We start from the raw sequence: 20,580 nt of genomic DNA, 5'->3' as shown, positions 1-20,580 counted from the left end.
CTGGGAGGGGTGGGTGGCATCGGTGGCACTCATGGCTCGGACGCTACGCCCGCATCCGACCGGCGACGCAGGGCTTGACGACGCACGGCTCGACCGCGCACGGCTCGACCGCCCACGGCTCGACCGCCCACGGCTCGACGGCGCGCGGCTCGGCGCGCGTCGCGCTCAGAGCGCGTCGACCGGGATGCCGTGGCGCTGCGCCTGCTGCGCGATCGCGGCGAGCACCTGCTGCACGTCGGTCTCGGGCAGCGTGCCGAGGTTGATGAGCGCCGACGCCGGCAGCCCCACGAGAGGCCGCGTGAGCGTCGTCGCCATGGCCTTCGTCGTCGCGCGCGCCTGGATCGGCTGCCAGTCGCGCAGCTCGAGGCTCACGGTCGTCCACACGCCCGACACGCCATCCGCCTGCATCATCGCGCGCGTCGCGGCGCCGGAGACGCCGCGACCGCCGCGACGCACACGGCTCACCTGCACCTTCGTCACCTCGTTCCACGCGATCGGCAGGCCGCCCTGCACGACGACGCCCTCGTCGAGCACGACGGCCACGATGAGGTCGTCGCCCTGCAGCCTCGCGATGCCGGCCGCGTTGCCGCGTTGGATGAGCGCGATGATCGAGACGAAGAACGTCACGATCAGCACGATGAACGCCCCCATGGCGGCGAGACCCTCGATGACGCCCGTGAAGAGGATCACGGCGCCCACGAGGGTCACGGCGCCGAAGACGATCGAGACGACGGTGCGTGTGGCGATGTAGCCGCGGCGGTCGCGCACCGGCTGACGCATGTCGAGGCGGCGGGTCCAGGTGGTGGTGTCGAGCTGCACGAGTCGACGCTATGCGGTGCGATGTCGCGAACCTGGGAGTTCGCGACGCGGCTGCTGACAGCGGGCCACGACCCTGCCTCCTGGCACGATCGCCGCGTCGAGGACGCCGCCCTCGACTACGCGGGCTGCGCCATGGCGGCAGCGCGCGCCGCGGCCGGCAGCGCCGCGAGCACGCGCTCGATCGCCGCGTCGTCGTGCGCGGCCGTCACGAACCACGACTCGAACAGGCTCGGCGGCAACGCGACGCCGCCGTCGAGCATCGCGTGGAAGAACGGCGCGTGCCGGAACGTCGCCTGGCGCTTCGCATCCTCGTACGTGCGCGGTGCGGATGCGGCGAACGCGAGCGAGAAGAGGCTGCCGACGCGCGGGATCGCGTGCTCGACGCCCTCGGCGCCCAGCGCATCCGAGAGCCCAGCCGTGATGGCATCCGCCACCTCGTCGAGCCGCGCGTACACGGCGTCGTCGGCGAGGCGCAGCTGCGTGAGACCCGCGGCGACCGCGAGCGGATTCCCCGAGAGCGTGCCCGCCTGGTAGACGGGACCGAGCGGCGCCAGCAGGTCCATGACCTCGCGCCTGCCGCCGAGCGCCGCGAGCGGCATGCCGCCGCCGACCACCTTGCCGAACGTGAGGATGTCGGGTGCCTCGTCGCCCGCCGTGCCCTCGATGCCCCACATGCCCGACGGGTGCACGCGGAAGCCCGTGAGCACCTCGTCGGAGATGAGCAGCGCACCGTGCGCGTGCGCCGTTCGTGCGAGGAACGCGTGGAAGCCGGGTCGCGGGGCGATGAGCCCGATGTTCGCGGGCGCCGCCTCGACGATGATCGCCGCGACGCGGTCGCCGTGCTCGGCGAACGCCGCCTCGACAGCAGTCTCGTCGTCGTAGGGCAGCACGATCGTCGTCTGCGCGACGGCGTCGGGGATGCCGGAGGAGCCGGGCATCGCGAGCGTCGCGAGCCCCGACCCTGCCGCGACGAGCAGCGCATCCGAGTGCCCGTGGTAGTGCCCGTCGAACTTGATGAGCAGGTCGCGGCCCGTGGCGCCGCGCGCGAGGCGGATGGCCGTCATGGTCGCCTCGGTGCCCGTCGACACCAGGCGCACGCGCTCGGCGATCGGCACGCGGCGTGTGATCTCTTCGGCGAGGTCGACCTCCGCGCCCGTCGGGGCGCCGAACGACAGGCCGCGCGAGGCGGCCTCCTGCACGGCCTGCACGATCGCGGGATGCGCATGCCCCAGCAGCGCAGGCCCCCACGACGCCACGAGGTCGACGCGCTCGACGCCCTCGACGTCGGTGACGTACGGCCCCTGCGCGCTGCGGATGAAGCGCGGCGTGCCGCCGACCGAGCCGAACGCGCGCACCGGCGAGTTCACGCCGCCGGGGATCGCCGCCTTCGCGCGGTCGAAGAGGGCGTCGGTCGTGGTCTGCTGCTCGGTCATGCTCGGTCCCTGCTGGTCTGCGTCGTCGTCGTGCGTTGCGTTTTGCAGGTGATCATGGGGGTCAGAGGGGTATCTTCCCTCCGCCACCCCGGATCGCCTGCAAAACGCAAACCAGGGCGGGATGCGGTCAGCGCAGCGCGTCGGCCAGCTCGACCGCCCAGTACGTGAGCACGGCGTCGGCACCGGCGCGCACGATCGACGTCACCGACTCGGCGATCGCGCGGTCGCGGTCGATCCAGCCGTTCGCCGCCGCCGCCTCGACCATCGCGTACTCGCCCGAGACCTGGTACGCCCACACGGGCACCTGCGCCTCGTCGGCGACGTCGCGCAGCACGTCGAGGTAGAACGACGCGGGCTTCACCATGAGCACGTCGGCACCCTCGGCCTCGTCGAGCGCCGCCTCGCGCACACCCTCGCGAGCGTTCGCCGGATCCTGCTGGTACGTGCGGCGATCGCCCTGCAGGCTCGAGCCGACGGCCTCGCGGAACGGGCCGTAGAGGGCGGATGCGTACTTCGCCGCGTACGCGAGGATCGCCGCGTCCTCGTAGCCGGCGTCGTCGAGCGCGTCGCGCACGAACGCGACCTGGCCGTCCATCATGCCGCTGAGGCCCACCATCGCCGAGCCCGCATCGACCTGGGCGATCGCCATCTCGGCGTAGCGCTCGAGGGTCTCGTCGTTGTCGATGCCGCCCCACTCGTCGAGCACGCCGCAGTGGCCGTGGTCGGTGAACTCGTCGAGGCACAGGTCGGTCTGGATGACGGTGGCGTCGCCGAAGCGCGCGTCGAGGGCTGCGGTGGCGCGGTTGAGGATGCCGTCCGGATCGATGCCGGCCGAGCCCGTCGCATCCTTGTCCTCGTCCTTCGGCACGCCGAAGAGCATGACGCCGCCGACGCCGGCCTCGATGGCCTGCTCGACCGCGCGGCTCGCCGAGTCGATCGTGTGCTGCACGACGCCCGGCATGCTGCCGATCGGGCGCGGCTCGGTCAGCCCGTCGGCGACGAACATGGGCAGGATGAGCTGGCTCGGATGCACGCGGGTCTCGGCCACGAGGCGGCGGAGCGCAGGGGTGCGTCGGAGCCTGCGAGGACGGATCGTAGGACTCACGCATCCAGCCTACGCGCGGGGCGCGCGTCGTCGATGGCCCTTCGCGCTGAGCGGACCGGTCGCTGGTGCACGCGAGATGCACGCGATCGCGTGCGACGGCGGCCGTCAGGGTGCGACGACGCCGAGTCGGAGGGGCAGGGCATGCTGGGCGCATGGTGCGCAGGCTCTCCGCCGACGAGCGACGGCTGCTCGGCATGCGCGTGCGCGCGCAGCTGCTCGCCGAGCCCGCCGCCTCCCCCGCCGACGCCGTGGGGCGCATGCTGTCGATGCAGGCGCAGGACTGGTTCGGCTCGCTGTGGGCGGTCGCGCACCGCAGCGCAGCCGGGACGACGGTCGCCGACGTCGAGGCCGCGCAGGCAGCCGGCGCCATCGTGCGGTCGTGGCCCATGCGCGGCACGCTGCACTGGACGCGCGCCGAGGACGTCCGCTGGCTCGCGACGCTCACCGCCGACCGCGTCGACCGCCGAGACGCGACGCGCATGCGCGAGCAGCTGGGGCTCGACGACGACGCCCTCACCCGCTGCCGCGCCGTCGTCGAGGGCGTGCTCGAGGCGGGGCCCGCGTCGCGGCAGTCGCTGCTCGACGCGCTCGTCGCCGCCGGACAGCCCGTGCACGCCCAGCGCGGCCCGCACATCCTCGGCTGGCTCGCCAGGCACGGGCACGTCGTCATGGTGAGCCGCACCGACTACGCGCTGCACGACGCGTGGGTGCGAGCGCCGCGCGTGCTCGTCGGCGACGAGGCGCTCGCCGAGGTGGCTGTGCGGTACCTGACGTCGCACGGCCCTGCGACCGTGCGCGACCTCGCGTGGTGGGCGGGGCTCACGGTGGCGGATGCGCGCCGCGGCGTCGAGGAGGTGCGGCATCGCCTCGATGCGATCGACGTCGACGGCACGACGTACCTGCACGCGCCGGGCCTCGAGCCTGCCGGCGGCGTGCACCTCGTCGCGCCGTTCGACGAGCTCGTGCTCGGCTACGCCGACCGGTCGCTCACGCTGCGCGGCGAGCCGCTCGAGCGCATCGCGCCGGGCTCGAACGGCATGTTCCTGCCGGCGATCCTCGTCGACGGGGCCGTGTCGGGCACGTGGCGGCGCACGCAGCGCGCCGCCGGCATCGAGATGACGACGGATGCGTGGGTGCCGCTCCCCGCTCGCCGCGAGCCGGCGCTGCGACGCGCGGTGCGTGCGTACGGCGCGGCGCACGGGGCGCCGGCGACGCTGGACTGACCTCGAGCGACCGGTCGGCAGCAGCGATCGACGATGCGCGACCATGGTGGGATGCCGTTCACGAAGCAGGTGCGCTGGGGCGCCGACGCCGCAGCATGGGAGGTCGCGAGCCTGGAGTGGCTCGCGGAGGCCGAGGATGCTGGGGGCGCACGCGTCGTGCGCGTGCTGCGGCACGAGGGCGTGACGATCGAGCTCGAGGCGCTCGAGTCCGCGCGCCCCACGCGCGCGCACGCCGAGGCGTTCGGCCGCGCCCTCGCCGCGACGCACGCAGCCGGCGCCGACGCCTGGCACGCACCGCCGCCGGGCCGCGCAGGCGAGGGTTGGATCGGTCGCCAGCGCCAGGGCATGACGCCCACGGCGACGTGGGGAGCGGGGTTCGCCGAGCAGCGCATCCGTCCGTTCGTGCGCGCCGCCGTCGACGCCGGCCACCTGGGGGCCGCCGATGCGGCGGTCGTCGAGTCCGTCTGCGACCGCATCGCGGCCGGCGCGTTCGACGACGAACGACCGCCCGCGCGCATCCATGGCGACCTGTGGAGCGGCAACGTGCTCTGGACCCCCGACGGCGCCGCCCTCATCGACCCCGCCGCGCATGGCGGGCATCCGCTCACCGACCTCGCGATGCTCGCGCTGTTCGGGCTGCCGCACCTCGACGTCGTGCTCGACGCGCACGCAGAGGCCGCCGGCCTCGCGCCGGGCTGGCGCGACCTCCTCGGCCTGCACCAGCTGCATCCGCTCGCGGTGCACGCCGCCTCGCATGGGCCGTCGTACGGGGCCGAGCTGGCCGCCGTCGCTCGCCGCTACGCCTGACGGCCCCAGCCGCGACGGGCACGCGCGGACGCGGTGCCGTGGCGACCGTCCAGCCGGTGCGGCTACCCTCCCACCGTGCCCAGCTCTCGCCAGTCGATCGCGATCGTCGGCGCGCTGACGTTCGCGCTGGGCCTGAGCGCCTGCTCGAGCGAGCGATCCGAGCCGACCGACGTCGACGCCGCGCGACTCGCCTCGCTCGTGGCGGCGCCGCCGTTCGACGCGTCTGCGCTCGAGGCTGCCTGGGTGGCCGAGGAGGCGGAGGCAGCCGCGCCATCGTCGGCGGTGCTCGCCTATCGCGGCTCGGTGCGCACGGAGGCACCGCTGCCAGCTGCCACGCCCGCCGACGCGGCGCTCGGCGAGGCGTGGAGCCGAACCCTCCCGACCGCGCGCGCAGTGCTCGGCGAGATGGCGCAGCAGGGGTGGGTCGCCGCGTGGATCGCCTGCGCGCCTCCCGCAGGCGCCGGCGACCTCGGCACGGTCGACCTCGTCGCGAGCGCCACGCTCGACGACGGCTCGACCGCGGCCGTCGCGGTGCAGGTCGGTGCCGACGAGGTGGTGCGGGCGACCGCCTACGCGCCGTACCACGACGAGCGCGACGACCCCTGGGGGCTCGACGCGCTCGACGAGCCGTCGTGCATCGATGGGGTGGCGCCACCGACGGAGGCGACGGCGTCCGGCTCCGAGCCCGAGCTCGGCAGGATGGTGCCGCTGCCGTGATCGATCGCGAGCGTCACCCCGTCGGGATCGCGGCGCCGTAGATCGACGACCAGCCGCCGAACGCGGCCGTCCAGCCGCCGTCGCCTGCGACCGCGTCGTCGATGGCGATGGTGTGCAGCTGCCCGGAGCCCGGCTCGTAGAACTGCAGCTCGCCCCCGGAGTGCCCGACGAGCAGCACGTAGTGCCGCGGCACGTCGGTGCCCTCCGGCCCGACGAGGAACGGCACGGGCGTGCCGTCGTCGACCGCTGCGATCGCCCCGTCCACGAGGGCCTGCGCATCGCCGTGCGGCCCGAGCAGGCTGTAGTCGAAGTCGACCTCGGTGCCGAGCACGTCTGCGACCTCGTCGCCGTAGCCCCACGGGGCGGAGCCGACGGCCGAGCCGGGCCAGAAGGTGAACTGGTTGGTCTGGATGCGCACCTGCGTCTCGAGGTACTCGAGCCGCTCCGCCGACGTCAGGTCCGCGTCGGCGATCGCGTCGATGAGCGGGATGCCCTCGAGGTAGGCGGGGATGTGGTCGCCGATGACCTCGCCCTGCGACAGCAGCAGGGCGAGGAACGGGTCGCGCTGCGCCGCGAGCATCAGGAGGCTCGCCGACCCGCACGTCGTGTCCGTCTGCTGCTCGACGCGCGTGCCGTCCGGCAGCAGCACGTCGACGCCGTCGCCTGCGACGCCGCCGCCCGCGTCTGGCAGCCCGATGCCGGCGACCGCCGCGACCTCGCTGTCGGTCATGGTCTCGAGTCGGTCGGCGAGCGCGAGCGTGGCATCGAGTCCCGCATCCGTCGCGAGCGCCGACACGATGATCTGCCGCGCCGTCGCGGAGCCCGCGTCCTCCAGCGCCGCGTCGAGTCGAGCCCGCTCGGCGTCGGAGAGCTCGTCGCGCGCCGCGACGTACGCGGCCCACTCCGCATCCGAGACCACTGCTCGATCGGGATCGCCGATGCCGTCGACGAGGGCGAGCACGGCGTCGAGCGACGTCGTGCTCGGCGACGTCGGCAGCGCTGCCAGACGCGCGTAGCCGTTCGCGTCGCTGACGGCGTAGCCGAGCAGCGCCTCCGCCTCGATCTGATTCGCGAGCGCGTCGCGGACGCCGCCGAGCGCCTCGGCGGCATCGGCGTACACGCCGTCGATCGCGGCGATGCCGGCCTGGCACTCCGCGTCGGTCCAGTCGGCGTCATAGCTCTCGGGGACGTCCACCGACGACGCGGCATGGCGCGCTGCCCACACGTCGCCCGCGGCGCGTGCCACGTCGTCGCGTGCGTCGGCGAGCGACTCGGCGTAGTCGCGAACGCCGGCCGCGAGCACGCGCAGGCCGCTCGCCTCGAGCGTGGCGAGGTCGCCCATCGCGCGCAGGCGCACTGCGGAGGCGCGTCCGGCGTCGGCATCCATCGCAGCCTCGACCTCCGTCGCCCGCGTCTCGAGCTCGAGCGCGACGGCGTCGAGGTCGTCGCGCAGGCTCTCGAGACGCTCGGCAGACGCCTCGACGGCGTCCGGCGACCCTGAGGGGCGCGCGATGTGGCTGCCCGTCCACGTCGACGCGAGGTCGCTGAGCGAACCCGAGGCGCTGAGGACGTCGGCAGCGCGCGGCGAGGTCGGCAGCAGCCATCGCATGTCGTCGATGGTGCGGATGCGCTCGTCGCAGGTGTCGTGCTGCTGCTGGAGCGTCACGACGCCGCCACCCGCACGCTCACCGAGCGCAGGACGCGCGCGATGCGCAGCAGGGCGTCATGCGGCGCCCGGTGCTCGACGAGCCCCTGCAGGACCGTGCGGCACGCGTCCATGCCCTCCTTCGGTCCGTCGACGACGGCGCTGCCGAGGTCGAGCACGGGCCGGACGCCCGCGAGGCGCACGACGACCGCGAGGCGGTGCACGGTGGCCCATCCCACGCGTGCGTCCCGCAGCAGCATGGCGTCGCGCGCGATGCGCAGCGGCTCCTCGGATCGGCCGAGGGCGACGGGCGCGGTCACACCGGCCTCGGCGCGTTCGGGCCGGCGAGACCGGTCGGCGCCGCCATGCCCGCGTCGAGCGCGAGGAACGCGTCGGCGTCGGTGCGCACGCGGTCGCCTGCGAGACCCATGGCCTCGCTCGCCGTCTCGAGCTCGGCTCGCCACGTCGCCACGGACCCAGCCACGAGGTCGTCCACGCCGTCGCCGACGCCGTCGATCGTCAGGCCGTCGGCCTGCTCGCCCCACGTCGTCGCGCGTGCCTGCACCGCGACGACCACGGCATCGACAGCCCCCTCGTCGATCTGGACTCCGTCGGTCACCGTCGTCTCCCCTCACCCGCCTCGACCCTCGCAGGCGCGGCTGGATGCGCCGTGGCAAGGTGCGGAGAGGATCCGGTGCGACGGGCACGACGGCGTCGTCATGGCGCGGCGTCGTCGCCGTGACGGCTCGGGCTACGGCGCACCCTCGTCGTCGGCGGGCTCGAGCAGCGTCGCGGCGTCGACCACGAGGCCCTGCGGCGACGACGACGCCTTCGACATGCGCTCGAGCAGAGCGCGGTCGAGATCGACGTGCTCGGAGGAGTCGTACGCGTAGTGCAGGTCGCATGACTGGTGGATCCACACCGACGAGCTGCCGTCGCCGATCGCGTCGGCATCGCGCCACGACAGGAGGAACGGCTCGCTGCGCCGCAGCTTCGCGGTGATGACCGCGCTCACGTGCGCGAGCGTGCGGTCGTCCATGTGCACGCGTGCGCGCGCAGCACCGTAGAAGAGATCACCCACGTCGCCTCCGTCCTTCGACGGCGACGATACCGGCCGCTACGCCTCGCCGAGCTCCGAGCCCGCGAGTCGCGCCTGCCGCTCCCGCAGGTCCTCGATGGCGAGATCGGCGCCGACGACGTCGGTGAGCGGATCCGCCACCGGTCCGACGCCGATCGCGATGCCGGTTCCCACCAGCATGTCGAACGACTCCGCGCCGCCCTCCGCGACGATCGGGATCGACACGACGTCGACGGCTCCGTGCGAGGCGAGCGACTTCGCGTAGGCGAGCAGCTCGATGGCGACGGTGTCCGACGACGTGACCGCCTGCCCTGCGTACATGATCGACCGCATCGCCATCTCCTCCCGCTCGTCGTCCCTGCGACCACGCTGCGCCCCCGGGCGCCGGGCCGCAAGCCCCTCGGTGCACAGTTGCGGCCCGGGGCGAAAGGTGAGACCAGCCTCAGCGGTGCGCGCGCTCCGCGGCGCGGATCGCGCTGGCATCCTCGTCGAGCGCGGCGTCGACGAGCACCACGGGCTCCGCGGGCGCGTCGCCCGCGACGGCCGGCAGCACCTCCTCGTCGGCCGCCTCCGCGGCGGCGACGGCGTCGGCGACGCGGTGCCCGGATGCGACGAGCAGCACGATGGCTCCCACGATCGCGACCACGGCGATCCAGAACGGCACGTGCACGCTGATGGCCGTGCCCACGATGCCCGCGACGAACGGTGCGAGGCCGCCACCGAAGAACCGCACGAAGGAGTACGCGGCGCTCGCCACCGGCCGCTCGACGGGCGCCACCTGCATGACCGCCTGCGTGACGAGCGTGTTGTTGAGGCCGGAGCAGATGCCGGAGACGATGACGGTCGCGACGAGGACCGCGGCGACGTCCGTCCAGATCGCCATCGCCGCGAGGTCGACGGCCATGAGCACGAACGCGCCGATCAGCACGGGCACGAGCCCGAAGCGGCGCTCGAGGCGCGGCGCGACGACGACGGCGAAGAGCGCGACGAGCAGACCCCAGCCGAAGAACACGAGACCGAGCGCGATCGCGTCGAAGCCGAGGATGAGCGGCGCGTAGGCGAGCACCGTGAAGAACGCCCAGTTGTACAGCAGCGCGACGAGGCTGAGGATGAGCAGCCCGCGGTGCCGGAGCGCCTTGAGCGGGGCCGAGAGCGGCAGCCGGCGCGCCGACGTGGGCGTGTTCGGCACGAAGAGCATCGTGCCGACGAGGCCGACGACCATGAGGCCTGCGACCCCGAGGAACGGCAACTGCCAGCCTGCGGAGCCGAGGATGCCGCCCAGCAGCGGGCCGACGGCGATGCCGATGCCCATCGCCGCCTCGTAGATCGCGATGGCACCTGGCACGCCACCGGTGGCCGAGCCGACGATCACGGCGAGGCTCGTCGCGATGAACAGCGCGTTGCCGAGACCCCAGCCGGCGCGGAAGCCGACCATCGCGCCGATGGACGGCGACAGGCTCGCGAGGGCCGCGAACACCACGATGATCACGAGGCCGAGGATGAGGGTGCGCTTGCCGCCGATGCGGCTCGACACCCACCCCGTGCCGAGCATCGCGACCGCCGTGACGAGCAGGTAGCTCGTGAACAGCAGCTCGACCTCCGCATGGCTCGCGTGCATCTGCTCGCCGATCGCCGGGAGGATCGGGTCGACGAAGCCGATGCCCATGAACGAGATGACGCACGCGAACGCGACGGCCCACACGGCCTTCGGCTGGTGCAGGATGCTGGCGCCCTGCGCGTGGGCGGTACCCGCCTGGCCGGTTCGGGTCGTGGTGGCGTGCATGGGTGGACTCCTCTCGAGCGATGCGACGGCGTCGCGAGAGGCGCCGGGGCGTGGATGCGGTGGCTACCGCGCGGACGCGGGGGCGGCGGGTGCTGCGGCGAGCCGCTCGAGCGCGGGGACCGCACCGGCGAGCGCGCTGCGCTCGTCGGCGTCGAGGCCGTCGAGCACGGCGGCGAGCGCGTCGGCGCGGGCCGCGCGTCGCGCGGCCGACAGCGTGGCCCCGGCATCGGTGATCGTGACGAGCACGGCGCGACCGTCGGCCGGGTCGGCGAGGCGCTCGACGAGCCCGTCGCGCTCGAGGCGCTGCACGAGCTGCGTCATCGCGGGCTGCGTCACGTGCTCGGCCGCGGCGAGCGCCGTGAGGCGCGAGGGCCCGTCGATCACGAGCGCGTAGAGCGTCGAGGCTGCGACGGACGAGAGCCCGCCTGGCAGATCCGCAGCGCGCACGAGCCGTGTGATGCGCTCGAGCGCGGCGCTCAGGCGCGCGACCTCCTGCTGTTGCATGCATCCATTATATAACGCACATATGCATTCGTCCAGCCGGCCTCGTCACGACCGGTCGCTGCTCCACCTCGAACGTGCCCTCGGAGGTGCAACGGTCACCGGTCATCGCGCGTCAGCGCAGGGTGCGGAGGGTGCGGGCCGCGACGCGCACCTCGATGCGCTGGCCCCACGAGAGCTGCAGCCGGTCGGCCTCGATGCCGTCGCCGAACGCGACGAGCGCATCGGACTCGATGCGCAGCGCGAGCGCGGCATCCCCCTCGATGCGACCCGCCACGAGGTCGGCACCCGTCGACGGCGACGGCCACGGCTCACGCGCGAACCACGCGAGCGCCTGCTCCGTCGGCGTCGGCAGGACGAGGGATGGCGCCTGGATGCGGGCGATCGAGCGGCACCATCCGGTCGCCCCCGTGCCGCTCGAGACGATGACGCCCGAGGACGACTGCCGCTCCGTGGCGCCGCAGACCTCGAGCGCGTAGCGGGCCGACTGGTGCCCGACCTGCCCGATGAAGACCTCGTTGAGCGCCACGAGGGCCTGGCCGTCGTCGACGCGCACCTCGACCATCGCTCGCTCGTCCACGGGCGCGGAGGCATCCACCGCGCCGCGGATGAGCCGGGCGGCGTCGGCGGGCGCATGCGGCACGAGCACGCCGGCGTTCGCGCCCGGCAGCGGGTCGATGCCGATCACCGGCTGCCGGCCGAGGTACTTCGCGGCGTTCGCGACGAGACCGTCCTGCCCGACGACGACCACGACGTCGGCGGGCTCGAAGACGAAGCGCGGCAGCTCGGCGCGCTCGACGGACGCTCGACGCCAGTCGGCGGGCACCGCTGCGGCGACGGCGTCGAGCGCAGCGGTCGTCGCCAGGTGGCGCCGCTCGACGGGCTCGAGCGACTGCCCACGCGTCGACAGGAAGAATCCGGCCTGCCCGAGCGTGCCGTGGGCTGCGACGAGCTCGTCGCGCTCGGTGGCGCGCCGCACGACGACGACGCGGGGGGAGGGCATGTCAGCGCCCGCTCGTCGTCGCGGCGGCGCCGCCGGACGCGAGCCCGCCGAGCAGGTCGGTCAGCAGGTCGGGGGTGATGGTGAGGCGCTCGATCGACGGCAGGCTGCCTGCGAGCTGCTGCAGCGCCAGCGCCGTGAGCACCTCGGGCGCGACGTCGCGGTAGGCGTCGAGCCTCGCGCGCTCACCCGCAGCCTTCGCCTCGCCGAGCGCCCGGTCGGCGTCGGCTCGCGCCTCGGCGACCGTGCGCACCTTCGCGGCGTCCGCATCCGCCGCGATCGCGCCCGCCGCGGCAGCCTCCTCCGCCTCGCGACGCGCGTTGGCGCCTCGCGTGGCGATGAGATCCTCCTGCCGTCTGGCGAGCTCGATCTGGTTCGCGAGCTCGTTCTCGCCGATCGCCGCCTCGCGTTCGACCGCGAGCGCGCGGCGGGCGAAGGTGGCCTTGTCGGCGTCCTGCTGGATGCGCTCGCGCGCCGGCGTCTGCATCGCGCGCTCGACGTCGGGCTCGGGCCGCAGGAGCCCGAAGCGCACGCCGACGACCTCGAGCCCGACCGCGGCGATGCGCGCATCGGCGAGCAGCGCCTGCGTGACCCGACGACCGAGGGCCGCCGGGTCGGTGCGCAGTGCCCGCTCGAGCGGGTCCGCTCCCAGCAGGGCCACGACGGCGGAGGCCGTCGCGCCGTGCAGCATCGCGGCGATGGCCTCGAGCGGCTGCTCGAGCCACACGCCCGTGCCGAGGTCGATGGAGAAGTCGATGCGCCGCGCGGCGAGCTCGGGATCCGCGACGCGGAACGTGACGGTGGCAGGTGCCGTGAGCTGCTGCAGGTCGTCGGTGCGCAGCGTCACGAGCACGGGCAGCTCGCGGTCGTCGAGCGGCACCTCGCTGATCGTGGCGTCGATCGTGCGGAACCAGAACGACTGCCCGGCACCTGCGTGCCGGACGGCGCCGTTCGTCATGTGCTGCACGAATGCCGTGGGACCGGTGCTGCAGTGCCGCAGCACCGGGATGCGGGTGATGGTGGCCATGGCGTCCTCCTTGTTGTCGTCATTTCGACGATAACTCCGGACGCGTTTGTCGTCAAGGTGACGAGATGGGTAGGCTCGGCTCGTGCCCATCCCCTCCGCGAGCGTGACGGTCGACCTCGTCGTGCTGACGATCCGCGACCGCGCGCTGCACGTCCTCCTCGTCGAGCGGGGCGTGGAGCCCTTCGCGGGAGCATGGGCGCTGCCAGGCGGCTTCGTGCTCGCCGACGAGGACCTCGAGGCCGCCGCGTACCGCGAGCTCGCCGAGGAGACCGGCGTCGCGCACGGCATCCACCTCGAGCAGCTGCGCACCTACGGCGCTCCGGGCCGCGACCCGCGCGGGCACGTCGTGACCGTCGCATGGCTCGCGCTCGCCCCTGACCTCGACGAGCCGGCAGCTGGCTCCGACGCCGCGGGTGCCCGCTGGTGGCCCATGGATGCCGTGGTCGCCGACGACGTGCCCCTCGCGTTCGACCACGCCAGCATCGTCGCCGACGGGCTCGAGCGCGCGCGGGCGAAGCTCGAGTACTCGTCGCTCGCTGCCGCGTTCTGCCCGCCGGAGTTCACGGTCGCGCAGCTGCGCGCCGTGTACGAGGCCGTGTGGGGCGTCGCGATCGACCCCCGCAACTTCCACCGGAAGGTCACGGGCACGCCAGGCTTCGTCGAGCCGACGGGCGGCACCGTCGCCGAGGGCGCGGGCCGCCCCGCCCGCCTCTTCCGCCGAGGCCCCGTCGACACGCTGCATCCGCCCTTCACGCGCGCGCAGGCATGACCGGCCCCGTTTCCCCCGCTTCCAGCCACCGAACCTCTGAGGTTTTCGGCCCAATCTGAGGTCAGATTGGGCCGAGAACCTCAGAAGTGCGGCGCGCAGGGCGGGGCCGGCGTCAGTGGGGGCGGCGGGCGACCAGGAGCACGTGGGTGTCGGGCCAGGGGATGGGGGCGCCACCGGCATCCAGCAGGGTCGCGTCGGGGTCGAAGCGGTGCTCCACCATCCACTCGTTGCGCCACGGCCCCGATCGCTCGTCGACCTCGAGGCCTGCACGCTCCACGAGCCGGACCCAGTCGCCCCACGACAGTGCGCAGAAGCGCTCGTGCATCTCCGAGAGCCAGTTGCCCGTGTAGTGCACCTTCGTCATGAGCTCCATCGCATCGCCCTGCGCGAGCGCGATCGTGCGCTCGTCGACGACGTCGTACGCCCAGGGGCTGCCGCTCGCGGCACGGAAGTCCTGCGCGAACTGCGCGACGCGCGAGCCGACGGGCAGCGCCTCGAGCGCCGCCTCCACCTCGGCGTTCGTGCCCGAGAGGGCCCGCGCGGGCGTGCGCACGTCGCCGTCGGCGAACCGCAGCCGCACGGGACGCTCGAGGTCGGCCGGCCCGCACACGTCGGAGTTGATCCACACGCCACCAGGCTGCGTCTGCTCGGCGATCGCCTCCGCGAATCGCTCGAGCGACGGCATGCCCTCGCCGTACGACACGATCTCGTGCGTGAGCGCGAACGTCAGCGTCGTCGCGATCGACCGGTCGGGGAAGAGCGCGCCGGCCATGATGTTGCGGCGGTAGAAGAACGTGCTCGGATTCGCGAACGCACCCTGCGACAGCTTGTGCACGCACTCGTCGTAGAGGGGCGCGGCGACCTCGATGCCGATGAGGTCCGACTCCGCGAGCGCCGGCTCGCGGGCGGCGAGCTCGAGCATGCCGCCCGTCGCGCATCCGACGTCGACGATGCGGCCCGGCACGACGAACGGTCGCGCCTGCGCCCACTTGCGCTCCGCCGCCGCCTCGAACGACCGACTGTAGGAGCGGTAGTCGCGCGTCTCGGTCAGCCCGCCCTCGTCACCGACGACGGGATCGGCGGCGACCATGCGAGCGAGCGCGTCGAGGCCGTAGCGGTCGACGATGTCGAGGCTCGCCGCGTGCACGCCCTCGCGCCACGACTCGTCACCGGGCTGCGACGCCATGAGCGCGTCGAGCAGCTGCCACGGCCTGGCCTCGTGCGTGCCCGCCTCGAGCGGTGCGATGCGGTAGCCGAGGTCTCGGTACATCGCGGCGACCGCCTCGGTCGAGCATGCGACGATCGCCGACTCGGGGGTGGGCACCAGCCTGCTCGCCGTCGCATGCTCGATCGCCTTCAGCGTGAGCGCCGCGAACCGCGGCGTCGGCGGCACGTCGACCACGGGCACCACGACCGACGGGATGCCCTCGACGTGCGCGAGGATCTCGATCGCCGCCTCGCGCCGATGCCCGGGGAACGGGTTGCGACGTGTCGAGGCCCGGTTCGCGCTCGTCACCGCCCAGACGACGACCGCGTCGGCAGCGAGCGCGATCGGCACGCCCGCCTCGTCGCGCTCCTCCCCCGCGAGCAGCCTGCGCAGGGCCGCGACCTGGAACGACGTCAGCAGGTGATGCCTGCCGGGCACGATCACCATCGACGGCGCGGAGGCGGGATGCGGCGTGACGACGGCATCGTCTGCCGGGTGCGTCGTCGGCGCCTCCGCGTCGACGGGTGCCGCCGGCACCTGCTGGTCGAGCGGCGCGAGGGGCTCAGCGCTCACGCCTTCGAGGCCTTCGGCGTCGCCTGGCCCTGCTTCGCCTTCGCGGCGGCCTTCGCCGCCTGCTTCGTGGCGCGCACACGCTGCAGGGAGTCGGCATCCACGATGTCGGCGACGGAGCGGTACGCGCCCGCCTCGCCGTACGCGCCCGCCGCATCCCGCCAGCCCGCGCCGCCGAAGCCGCGCTGCTTGCCCAGCAGCGCGAGGAAGATGCGCGCCTTCTGGTCGCCGAAGCCCGGCAGCGCCTGCAGCCTGCGCAGCACCTCGGCGCCGTCGGGCTCGCCTCGGGTCCAGATCGCGGATGCGTCGCCATCCCACTCGTCGACGACGGCGCGCGCGAGGGCCTGCACGCGACCTGCCATCGAGCCCGGGAAGCGGTGCACGGCCGGGCGCTCGGCCATGACCTCCTTGAACGCGCCCTCCTCCATGCCCGCGATGCGCGCCGGGTCGAGGTCGCCGATGCGGTCGTGCAGCTTCGCGGGGCCCGCGAACGCCGCCTCCATCGTGATCTGCTGGTCGAGCAGCATGCCCGTGAGGAGTGCGAACGGGTCGTCGGAGAGGAGACGGTCGGCGGCGTCGTCGCCCGTGATGTGCAGCGCGTGGGTCATGCGCTCAGCACATCACATCCCCTCGCGTCGTGGGAGCCCGCCGCCCACCCGTTGCGAGGTGCGCTTCCCGTTGCGAGGTGCGCCATTCCATTCGAGGTGCGGTGCAAGACGCACCTCAGTTGGAGAAGCGCACCTCGCAACGGGAGGAGGGGCGGCTCCAGCGCGTCAGATGCCGAACAACGCCTTGCCGAAGACGATGAGCACGATGCCCATCGCCGCCAGCACCACGCACACGGCCATCGCCGTCCAGCCCAGCACGCGGTTGCGCGGCGCCGACTGCTCGAGCTGCCTCGCCCCGATCGCGTAGATCGTGGGGATGCCCGCACCCAGCAGCAGGCCGACGACGAGCACCGACACGATCGACGTCAGGAGCGCCTCGAGGTCGAACATCACGAGCCCCCGTCCCGGCGGCGCTTGCGTGGCTTCGCGACCGGCGCGATGCCGGACGCGACCGTCGACAGCTCGCGGTCGATCGCCTTCTTGCGCTCGCGCTTGGCCTCCTTGCGCTCGTCCTTGGGCATCGCATCCCAATCGGCGCCGACGTTCGCGTGGTCGACGTGCGACGCCCGCGAGCGCAGCCACATCGCCGCGCACGCCACGACGAGCAGCGTCGTGATGACGATCGCTCCCCACAGATGCCCGAAGAGCCCCGCGACGAGGAAGCACGCCGCCCCCATCGCGCCGGCGGCAGGCAGCGTCACGATCCACGCGAGCAGCATCTTGCGCGCGACCGACCACCGCACCGTCGCGTCGGTGCGGGCCATGCCCGAGCCGATGACGGATCCGGATGCGACGTGCGTCGTCGACAGCGGCAGCCCGAGATGGCTGGAGGTGAGGATGATCGACGCGCTCGAGAAGTCGGCCGACATGCCCTGCCTCGGCGAGATGTCGACGATGCCCTTGCCGAGCGTACGGATGACCCGCCAGCCGCCCATGTAGGTGCCGGCGGCGATCGCGAGCGCGCACACGACGCGGATCCACAGCGGCATGTCGGCGTCGGGATCGAGCGAGCCGTGGGCGACGAGCGCGAGGAAGATCACGCCCATCGTCTTCTGCGCATCGTTCGTGCCGTGGGCGAGCGACATGAGCGACGCGGCGCCGATCTGCCCCCATCGGAACCCGCGCTGCTCGGTCCGCTGCGAGATGCGCCGCGTGACGCGGTGCACGATCCACGTGCCCGTGAACGCGACGAGGCCCGCGATGAGCGGCGCGAGGAGCGCGGGGATGAGGATCTTCTGCGCCACGCCTCCCCACAGCACGCCCGTGATGCCGAGCGCGGCGATCGTCGCGCCGATGAGTCCGCCGAACAGCGAGTGGCTCGACGACGACGGCAGGCCGAACAGCCACGTCAGCACGTTCCACACGATCGCGCCGGTCAGTCCGCACAGCACGATGAGCATGAGGCTCTCGCCGTCGACGCCCGTGAGGTCGACGATGCCGGATCCGACGGTGCGGGCGACCTCGATCGACAGCATCGCGCCGACGAGGTTGAGGGACGCCGAGAGGGCGACGGCGACCTTCGGCTTGAGGGCACCGGTCGCCACCGAGGGTGCCATGGCGTTCGCCGTGTCGTGGAAGCCGTTCGTGAAGTCGAACGCCAGCGCCACGAGCACGACGATCACGAGGATCGCGAGCTCCTGCATCGAGAGTCGATCATTCACCATCCGTTCACCTCCTGTCGACCTCGATCGCGATGAGATGCGTCGAACGGCTGCATCGCACGCCGCACGTCGTCGTCCGCGCGGCACGAGCCCGCTCGTCGCGACGGGTGGCTCGAGCCTCCGCCAGGCGTCGTCCACCGCGTGGTGGATGCGCGGCCCGGGCGCCGTCCGTAGCGTCGCTGCCATGGACATCCAGGCGACCATCCCAGAGACCGTGCTGCTGCTCGCGCTCGACGACGCGACGGGCAAGCCCGTGCTCGACGGCACGACGCTGCTGCAGACGATCGGCGGCGCCGGGCTCGCCGAGCTCGTCGTGCGCGGCAGGCTGCGCATCGCAGCCGAGGGCGAGCCGAGCGGCACGAAGCCGGGTCGGTTCGTGTCGTCGACGACCGTCGTCGAGCCACGACTCGAGGCGTTCGTCGAGCATGCGGAGGGTCGCACGCCCAAGGATGCGATCGGCCGCGTCGTGGGCTGGGCTGGCAAGAAGGCACCCGCCGAGCGCCTGCGCGCCGAGCTGCTGGGCGAGCTCGTCGCCGACGGCGAGCTCGCGCACGCCGAGACGAGGTGGCTCGGCATCGCATGGGCAGAGCGTTGGGAGCGCGGCGCGCGCACCGAGCGCGAGGATGCGCTGCAGGCGCGTGCCCGCGCGCTGCTGCAGGGCGAGGAGCCCGTCGCCACCGACGAGCACCTCGTCGCCGCGCTCGCGCTGCTGCACGGCGCGAAGGCGCTGCCGAAGGTCTTCCCCGACCTCGACGAGGCGTCGCTGCAGGCCCGAGCCGACGCGCTCGCGCTCGGCTCGTGGTCGAGCGAGGCGCTCCGCACGGCCGTCGAGGAGGTGCAGGTGGCGATGCTCGCCGCGACGAGCGTGCCGATCTTCCTCGCGACCTCGTCGTAGGGCCGCCTGCGCTCGCACGCCCTCGGTCGACTCGGGTCGTGCGCGCCGAGACCGCGCGGGGAGCCGCGGCTAGAAGTACCCGTTGTCGTTGATCGGCGGGTAGATCGGGTCGTCGATCGGCTGCACGACGTCCCAGTGCTCGACGATGCGGTCGTGCTCGTCGACGCGGAAGACGTCCATGATCGCCCTGCCGACGTCGCCTGGCACGCGGTGCGAATGCACGTGCAGCATGACGAGGTCGTGCTCCGCGATGACGCGCTTGACCTCGTTGCGCCCGTCGGGGAAGCGGTCGCGCAGGAACGTCACGAAGCGGCGGAACCCCTCCGGACCATCGGACACCCACGGGTTGTGCTGCGTGTACACGTCGCCGAGGAACGCCATCGCCCCCTCGACGTCGCGGGCGTTGTAGCGCTCGTAGAACGCGAGCACGATCTCCTTGGACCGCTCGGTCGAGATGGGCATCCGGGCTCCTTCGCTCGATGGTGCGGGCGCCGTCGCCCGCGCCCCGAGGCTACCCACGCACGTCGCGCAGCGGCCGCGCCGCGTGCGCGATGCGCCGCTGGAGCGTGCGTCCGACCCGCTGCGCCCTCCGCGAACCGGCCCCGCATCCCAGGGTCGCGGCAAGGTTGGCAGCGCACCATGGATGCATGACCTCCACCACCGCTCGCCGTGCGAACCCCACGGCCTGGTTCGCCTTCTGGATCGGGCTCGCGGGGTTGCTGCTCATGCCCATCCCGCTCTTCATCGGCCTCATCCTCGGCGGCGGCCTCTCGGTCGTCGCCGCGGTGCTCGCCGTCATCGGCCTCTTCAAGGGCCTCGCCCGCGGCGGCAAGGGCATCGCGCCCGTCGTGTTCGCCGCGATCTTCATCGCTCTCACGTGGGGCGGCATCTCGATCGGCGGAGGCGTCATCTGGTAGCCGCCGCGCCGCACGCATGACGGGGCCGGTCGCATCGCGCGACCGGCCCCGTCGTCGCATGCTTGGATCGCGGCATGAGCGCCACGCATGCACGGCACGAGCCGCACGACGAGGGATGGCTCAGCAGGCTGAGCAGGCTGCGCGCAGGGGTGCTGGGCGCGAACGACGGCATCGTGTCGGTCGCGGCGGTGCTCGTGGGCGTCGCGGGCGTCACGACGCAGTCGGGACCGCTGCTCACCGCCGGCGTCGCCGCGCTCGCAGGCGGCGCCATCTCGATGGCGCTCGGCGAGTACGTGTCGGTGTCGAGCCAGCGCGACGGCGAGCGCGCGCTCATCGAGCTCGAGCGGCGCGAGCTCGAGGAGGACCCGGAGGGCGAGCTCGCCGAGCTCGTCGGGCTGTGGGAGGAGCGTGGGCTCGACCACGACACCGCGACGCTCGTGGCGACGCGCATGACCGAGCACGACGCGCTCGCCGCGCACCTGTCGCTCGAGCTCGGCATCGACGAGCAGACGGTCACGAGCCCGTGGCAGGCGGCGGGCGCATCGCTCGTGGCCTTCACGATCGGCGGCGCGCTGCCCCTCGCGGCCATCATGCTCGCGCCGACCGACGTGCGCGTGCCGGTCGCGATCGTCGTCGTGCTGCTGGCGCTCGGCGTCACGGGCGCGCTCGGTGCGCGCCTGGGCGGGGCGCCGTGGCGGGCCGCGACGGTGCGCGTGCTCGTCGGAGGTGCCGTCGCGCTCGCCGTCACCTACGGCATCGGCTCGCTGCTGGGCGTCGCGGGCGTCGGGTAGCCGCCACCGCCCTCCGCCGCCGCC

The 20,580-nt window shown here is 73.4% G+C and carries 24 protein-coding genes; 7 read left to right on the top strand and 17 right to left on the bottom strand.

What is annotated here, in order from left to right; all coding sequences use genetic code 11:
• Positions 1–165 precede the first annotated feature (165 nt).
• The 3 genes from ACZ6H8_RS13445 to hemB form a co-directional block, all read right to left on the bottom strand.
• Entirely contained in the window at positions 166–819 is a 654-nt protein-coding gene (locus tag ACZ6H8_RS13445) for a hypothetical protein (protein ID WP_464147387.1), read from the bottom strand.
• 116 nt (positions 820–935) lie between these two features.
• The gene (gene hemL / locus ACZ6H8_RS13440; protein ID WP_464147386.1) at positions 936–2,252 is read right to left on the bottom strand and encodes a glutamate-1-semialdehyde 2,1-aminomutase; all 1,317 of its coding nucleotides are present in this window, start codon (positions 2,250–2,252) and stop codon (positions 936–938) included.
• A gap of 127 nt (positions 2,253–2,379) precedes the next feature.
• Entirely contained in the window at positions 2,380–3,357 is a 978-nt protein-coding gene (hemB, locus tag ACZ6H8_RS13435; protein WP_464147385.1) for a porphobilinogen synthase, read from the bottom strand.
• A gap of 152 nt (positions 3,358–3,509) precedes the next feature.
• On the opposite strand from hemB, the gene ACZ6H8_RS13430 reads away from it, so the two are divergent.
• From ACZ6H8_RS13430 to ACZ6H8_RS13420, 3 genes are all read left to right on the top strand, one after another.
• Positions 3,510–4,580, top strand: a complete 1,071-nt coding sequence (locus tag ACZ6H8_RS13430; protein WP_464147384.1) for a winged helix DNA-binding domain-containing protein — start codon at positions 3,510–3,512, stop codon at positions 4,578–4,580.
• 51 nt (positions 4,581–4,631) lie between these two features.
• Entirely contained in the window at positions 4,632–5,387 is a 756-nt protein-coding gene (locus ACZ6H8_RS13425; RefSeq protein WP_464147383.1) for a fructosamine kinase family protein, read from the top strand.
• A gap of 75 nt (positions 5,388–5,462) precedes the next feature.
• Positions 5,463–6,104: a hypothetical protein gene (locus ACZ6H8_RS13420; protein ID WP_464147382.1), complete on the top strand. Its 642-nt coding sequence runs from the start codon at positions 5,463–5,465 to the stop codon at positions 6,102–6,104.
• 13 nt (positions 6,105–6,117) lie between these two features.
• On the opposite strand, the gene ACZ6H8_RS13415 is transcribed toward ACZ6H8_RS13420, so the two are convergent.
• From ACZ6H8_RS13415 to ACZ6H8_RS13375, 9 genes are all read right to left on the bottom strand, one after another.
• On the bottom strand, positions 6,118–7,770 hold the full coding sequence (locus tag ACZ6H8_RS13415; RefSeq protein ID WP_464147381.1) for a hypothetical protein: 1,653 nt from the start codon (positions 7,768–7,770) through the stop codon (positions 6,118–6,120).
• Positions 7,767–8,069 (bottom strand): hypothetical protein, encoded by a 303-nt coding sequence (locus ACZ6H8_RS13410; protein WP_464147380.1) that lies wholly within the window; start codon positions 8,067–8,069, stop codon positions 7,767–7,769. Before ACZ6H8_RS13410 ends, ACZ6H8_RS13415 begins: the two co-directional genes overlap by 4 nt.
• Entirely contained in the window at positions 8,066–8,368 is a 303-nt protein-coding gene (locus ACZ6H8_RS13405; protein WP_464147379.1) for a hypothetical protein, read from the bottom strand. The genes ACZ6H8_RS13410 and ACZ6H8_RS13405 overlap by 4 nt, the downstream gene beginning before the upstream one ends.
• A gap of 132 nt (positions 8,369–8,500) precedes the next feature.
• On the bottom strand, positions 8,501–8,830 hold the full coding sequence (locus ACZ6H8_RS13400) for a DUF7882 family protein (RefSeq protein WP_464147378.1): 330 nt from the start codon (positions 8,828–8,830) through the stop codon (positions 8,501–8,503).
• Between the two features lie 36 nt (positions 8,831–8,866).
• Positions 8,867–9,160: a hypothetical protein gene (locus tag ACZ6H8_RS13395; RefSeq protein WP_464147377.1), complete on the bottom strand. Its 294-nt coding sequence runs from the start codon at positions 9,158–9,160 to the stop codon at positions 8,867–8,869.
• Between the two features lie 109 nt (positions 9,161–9,269).
• On the bottom strand, positions 9,270–10,610 hold the full coding sequence (locus ACZ6H8_RS13390) for an MFS transporter (RefSeq protein WP_464147375.1): 1,341 nt from the start codon (positions 10,608–10,610) through the stop codon (positions 9,270–9,272).
• 63 nt (positions 10,611–10,673) lie between these two features.
• The gene (locus ACZ6H8_RS13385) at positions 10,674–11,114 is read right to left on the bottom strand and encodes a MarR family winged helix-turn-helix transcriptional regulator (protein WP_464147374.1); all 441 of its coding nucleotides are present in this window, start codon (positions 11,112–11,114) and stop codon (positions 10,674–10,676) included.
• A 112-nt stretch (positions 11,115–11,226) separates the two neighbouring features.
• Entirely contained in the window at positions 11,227–12,114 is an 888-nt protein-coding gene (locus tag ACZ6H8_RS13380) for a hypothetical protein (protein WP_464147372.1), read from the bottom strand.
• 1 nt (position 12,115) lies between these two features.
• Complete coding sequence (locus ACZ6H8_RS13375; RefSeq protein ID WP_464147371.1) at positions 12,116–13,138, bottom strand: SPFH domain-containing protein; 1,023 nt, start codon at positions 13,136–13,138, stop codon at positions 12,116–12,118.
• 82 nt (positions 13,139–13,220) lie between these two features.
• Here ACZ6H8_RS13375 and ACZ6H8_RS13370 point away from each other — a divergent pair, with 82 nt between their 5' ends.
• Positions 13,221–13,907: an NUDIX hydrolase gene (locus ACZ6H8_RS13370; RefSeq protein WP_464147369.1), complete on the top strand. Its 687-nt coding sequence runs from the start codon at positions 13,221–13,223 to the stop codon at positions 13,905–13,907.
• Between the two features lie 112 nt (positions 13,908–14,019).
• On the opposite strand, the gene ACZ6H8_RS13365 is transcribed toward ACZ6H8_RS13370, so the two are convergent.
• From ACZ6H8_RS13365 to ACZ6H8_RS13350, 4 genes are all read right to left on the bottom strand, one after another.
• Positions 14,020–15,687 carry a class I SAM-dependent methyltransferase gene (locus tag ACZ6H8_RS13365; protein WP_464147368.1) on the bottom strand — a complete coding sequence of 556 codons (1,668 nt, stop codon included), beginning with the start codon at positions 15,685–15,687 and terminating at the stop codon, positions 14,020–14,022.
• Positions 15,684–16,292, bottom strand: coding sequence for an HhH-GPD-type base excision DNA repair protein (locus ACZ6H8_RS13360; protein WP_464147367.1), 609 nt, complete (start codon positions 16,290–16,292; stop codon positions 15,684–15,686). The genes ACZ6H8_RS13365 and ACZ6H8_RS13360 overlap by 4 nt, the downstream gene beginning before the upstream one ends.
• Before the next feature lie 165 nt (positions 16,293–16,457).
• The gene (locus tag ACZ6H8_RS13355) at positions 16,458–16,685 is read right to left on the bottom strand and encodes a hypothetical protein (RefSeq protein ID WP_464147366.1); all 228 of its coding nucleotides are present in this window, start codon (positions 16,683–16,685) and stop codon (positions 16,458–16,460) included.
• Positions 16,682–17,956, bottom strand: a complete 1,275-nt coding sequence (locus tag ACZ6H8_RS13350; RefSeq protein WP_464147365.1) for an anion permease — start codon at positions 17,954–17,956, stop codon at positions 16,682–16,684. Before ACZ6H8_RS13350 ends, ACZ6H8_RS13355 begins: the two co-directional genes overlap by 4 nt.
• A gap of 181 nt (positions 17,957–18,137) precedes the next feature.
• Here ACZ6H8_RS13350 and ACZ6H8_RS13345 point away from each other — a divergent pair, with 181 nt between their 5' ends.
• Positions 18,138–18,848, top strand: a complete 711-nt coding sequence (locus ACZ6H8_RS13345; protein ID WP_464147363.1) for a GOLPH3/VPS74 family protein — start codon at positions 18,138–18,140, stop codon at positions 18,846–18,848.
• A 69-nt stretch (positions 18,849–18,917) separates the two neighbouring features.
• Here the strand turns inward: ACZ6H8_RS13345 and ACZ6H8_RS13340 are convergent, their stop codons facing one another.
• Positions 18,918–19,310 carry a nuclear transport factor 2 family protein gene (locus ACZ6H8_RS13340; RefSeq protein WP_464147362.1) on the bottom strand — a complete coding sequence of 131 codons (393 nt, stop codon included), beginning with the start codon at positions 19,308–19,310 and terminating at the stop codon, positions 18,918–18,920.
• A 185-nt stretch (positions 19,311–19,495) separates the two neighbouring features.
• Here ACZ6H8_RS13340 and ACZ6H8_RS13335 point away from each other — a divergent pair, with 185 nt between their 5' ends.
• Complete coding sequence (locus ACZ6H8_RS13335) at positions 19,496–19,765, top strand: hypothetical protein (RefSeq protein WP_464147361.1); 270 nt, start codon at positions 19,496–19,498, stop codon at positions 19,763–19,765.
• A gap of 74 nt (positions 19,766–19,839) precedes the next feature.
• Positions 19,840–20,556: a VIT1/CCC1 transporter family protein gene (locus ACZ6H8_RS13330; protein ID WP_464147359.1), complete on the top strand. Its 717-nt coding sequence runs from the start codon at positions 19,840–19,842 to the stop codon at positions 20,554–20,556.
• Positions 20,557–20,580 lie beyond the last annotated feature (24 nt).

Source organism: Agrococcus sp. AC640b, from assembly GCF_979255995.1.
Note: the sequence above shows the minus strand (reverse complement) of the source record. Positions and strands in the feature narration are given on the sequence as shown.

What these genes read in the sequence shown, in the direction of transcription:
- hemL (WP_464147386.1), bottom strand. Translation starts at nt 2,252, where the DNA reads ATGACCGAGCAGCAGACCACGACCGACGCCCTCTTCGACCGCGCGAAG.
- ACZ6H8_RS13430 (WP_464147384.1), top strand. Translation starts at nt 3,510, where the DNA reads ATGGTGCGCAGGCTCTCCGCCGACGAGCGACGGCTGCTCGGCATGCGC.
- ACZ6H8_RS13425 (WP_464147383.1), top strand. Translation starts at nt 4,632, where the DNA reads ATGCCGTTCACGAAGCAGGTGCGCTGGGGCGCCGACGCCGCAGCATGG.
- ACZ6H8_RS13395 (WP_464147377.1), bottom strand. Translation starts at nt 9,160, where the DNA reads ATGCGGTCGATCATGTACGCAGGGCAGGCGGTCACGTCGTCGGACACC.
- ACZ6H8_RS13390 (WP_464147375.1), bottom strand. Translation starts at nt 10,610, where the DNA reads ATGCACGCCACCACGACCCGAACCGGCCAGGCGGGTACCGCCCACGCG.
- ACZ6H8_RS13385 (WP_464147374.1), bottom strand. Translation starts at nt 11,114, where the DNA reads ATGCAACAGCAGGAGGTCGCGCGCCTGAGCGCCGCGCTCGAGCGCATC.
- ACZ6H8_RS13380 (WP_464147372.1), bottom strand. Translation starts at nt 12,114, where the DNA reads ATGCCCTCCCCCCGCGTCGTCGTCGTGCGGCGCGCCACCGAGCGCGAC.
- ACZ6H8_RS13375 (WP_464147371.1), bottom strand. Translation starts at nt 13,138, where the DNA reads ATGGCCACCATCACCCGCATCCCGGTGCTGCGGCACTGCAGCACCGGT.
- ACZ6H8_RS13360 (WP_464147367.1), bottom strand. Translation starts at nt 16,292, where the DNA reads ATGACCCACGCGCTGCACATCACGGGCGACGACGCCGCCGACCGTCTC.
- ACZ6H8_RS13350 (WP_464147365.1), bottom strand. Translation starts at nt 17,956, where the DNA reads ATGGTGAATGATCGACTCTCGATGCAGGAGCTCGCGATCCTCGTGATC.
- ACZ6H8_RS13345 (WP_464147363.1), top strand. Translation starts at nt 18,138, where the DNA reads ATGGACATCCAGGCGACCATCCCAGAGACCGTGCTGCTGCTCGCGCTC.
- ACZ6H8_RS13340 (WP_464147362.1), bottom strand. Translation starts at nt 19,310, where the DNA reads ATGCCCATCTCGACCGAGCGGTCCAAGGAGATCGTGCTCGCGTTCTAC.
- ACZ6H8_RS13335 (WP_464147361.1), top strand. Translation starts at nt 19,496, where the DNA reads ATGACCTCCACCACCGCTCGCCGTGCGAACCCCACGGCCTGGTTCGCC.
- ACZ6H8_RS13330 (WP_464147359.1), top strand. Translation starts at nt 19,840, where the DNA reads ATGAGCGCCACGCATGCACGGCACGAGCCGCACGACGAGGGATGGCTC.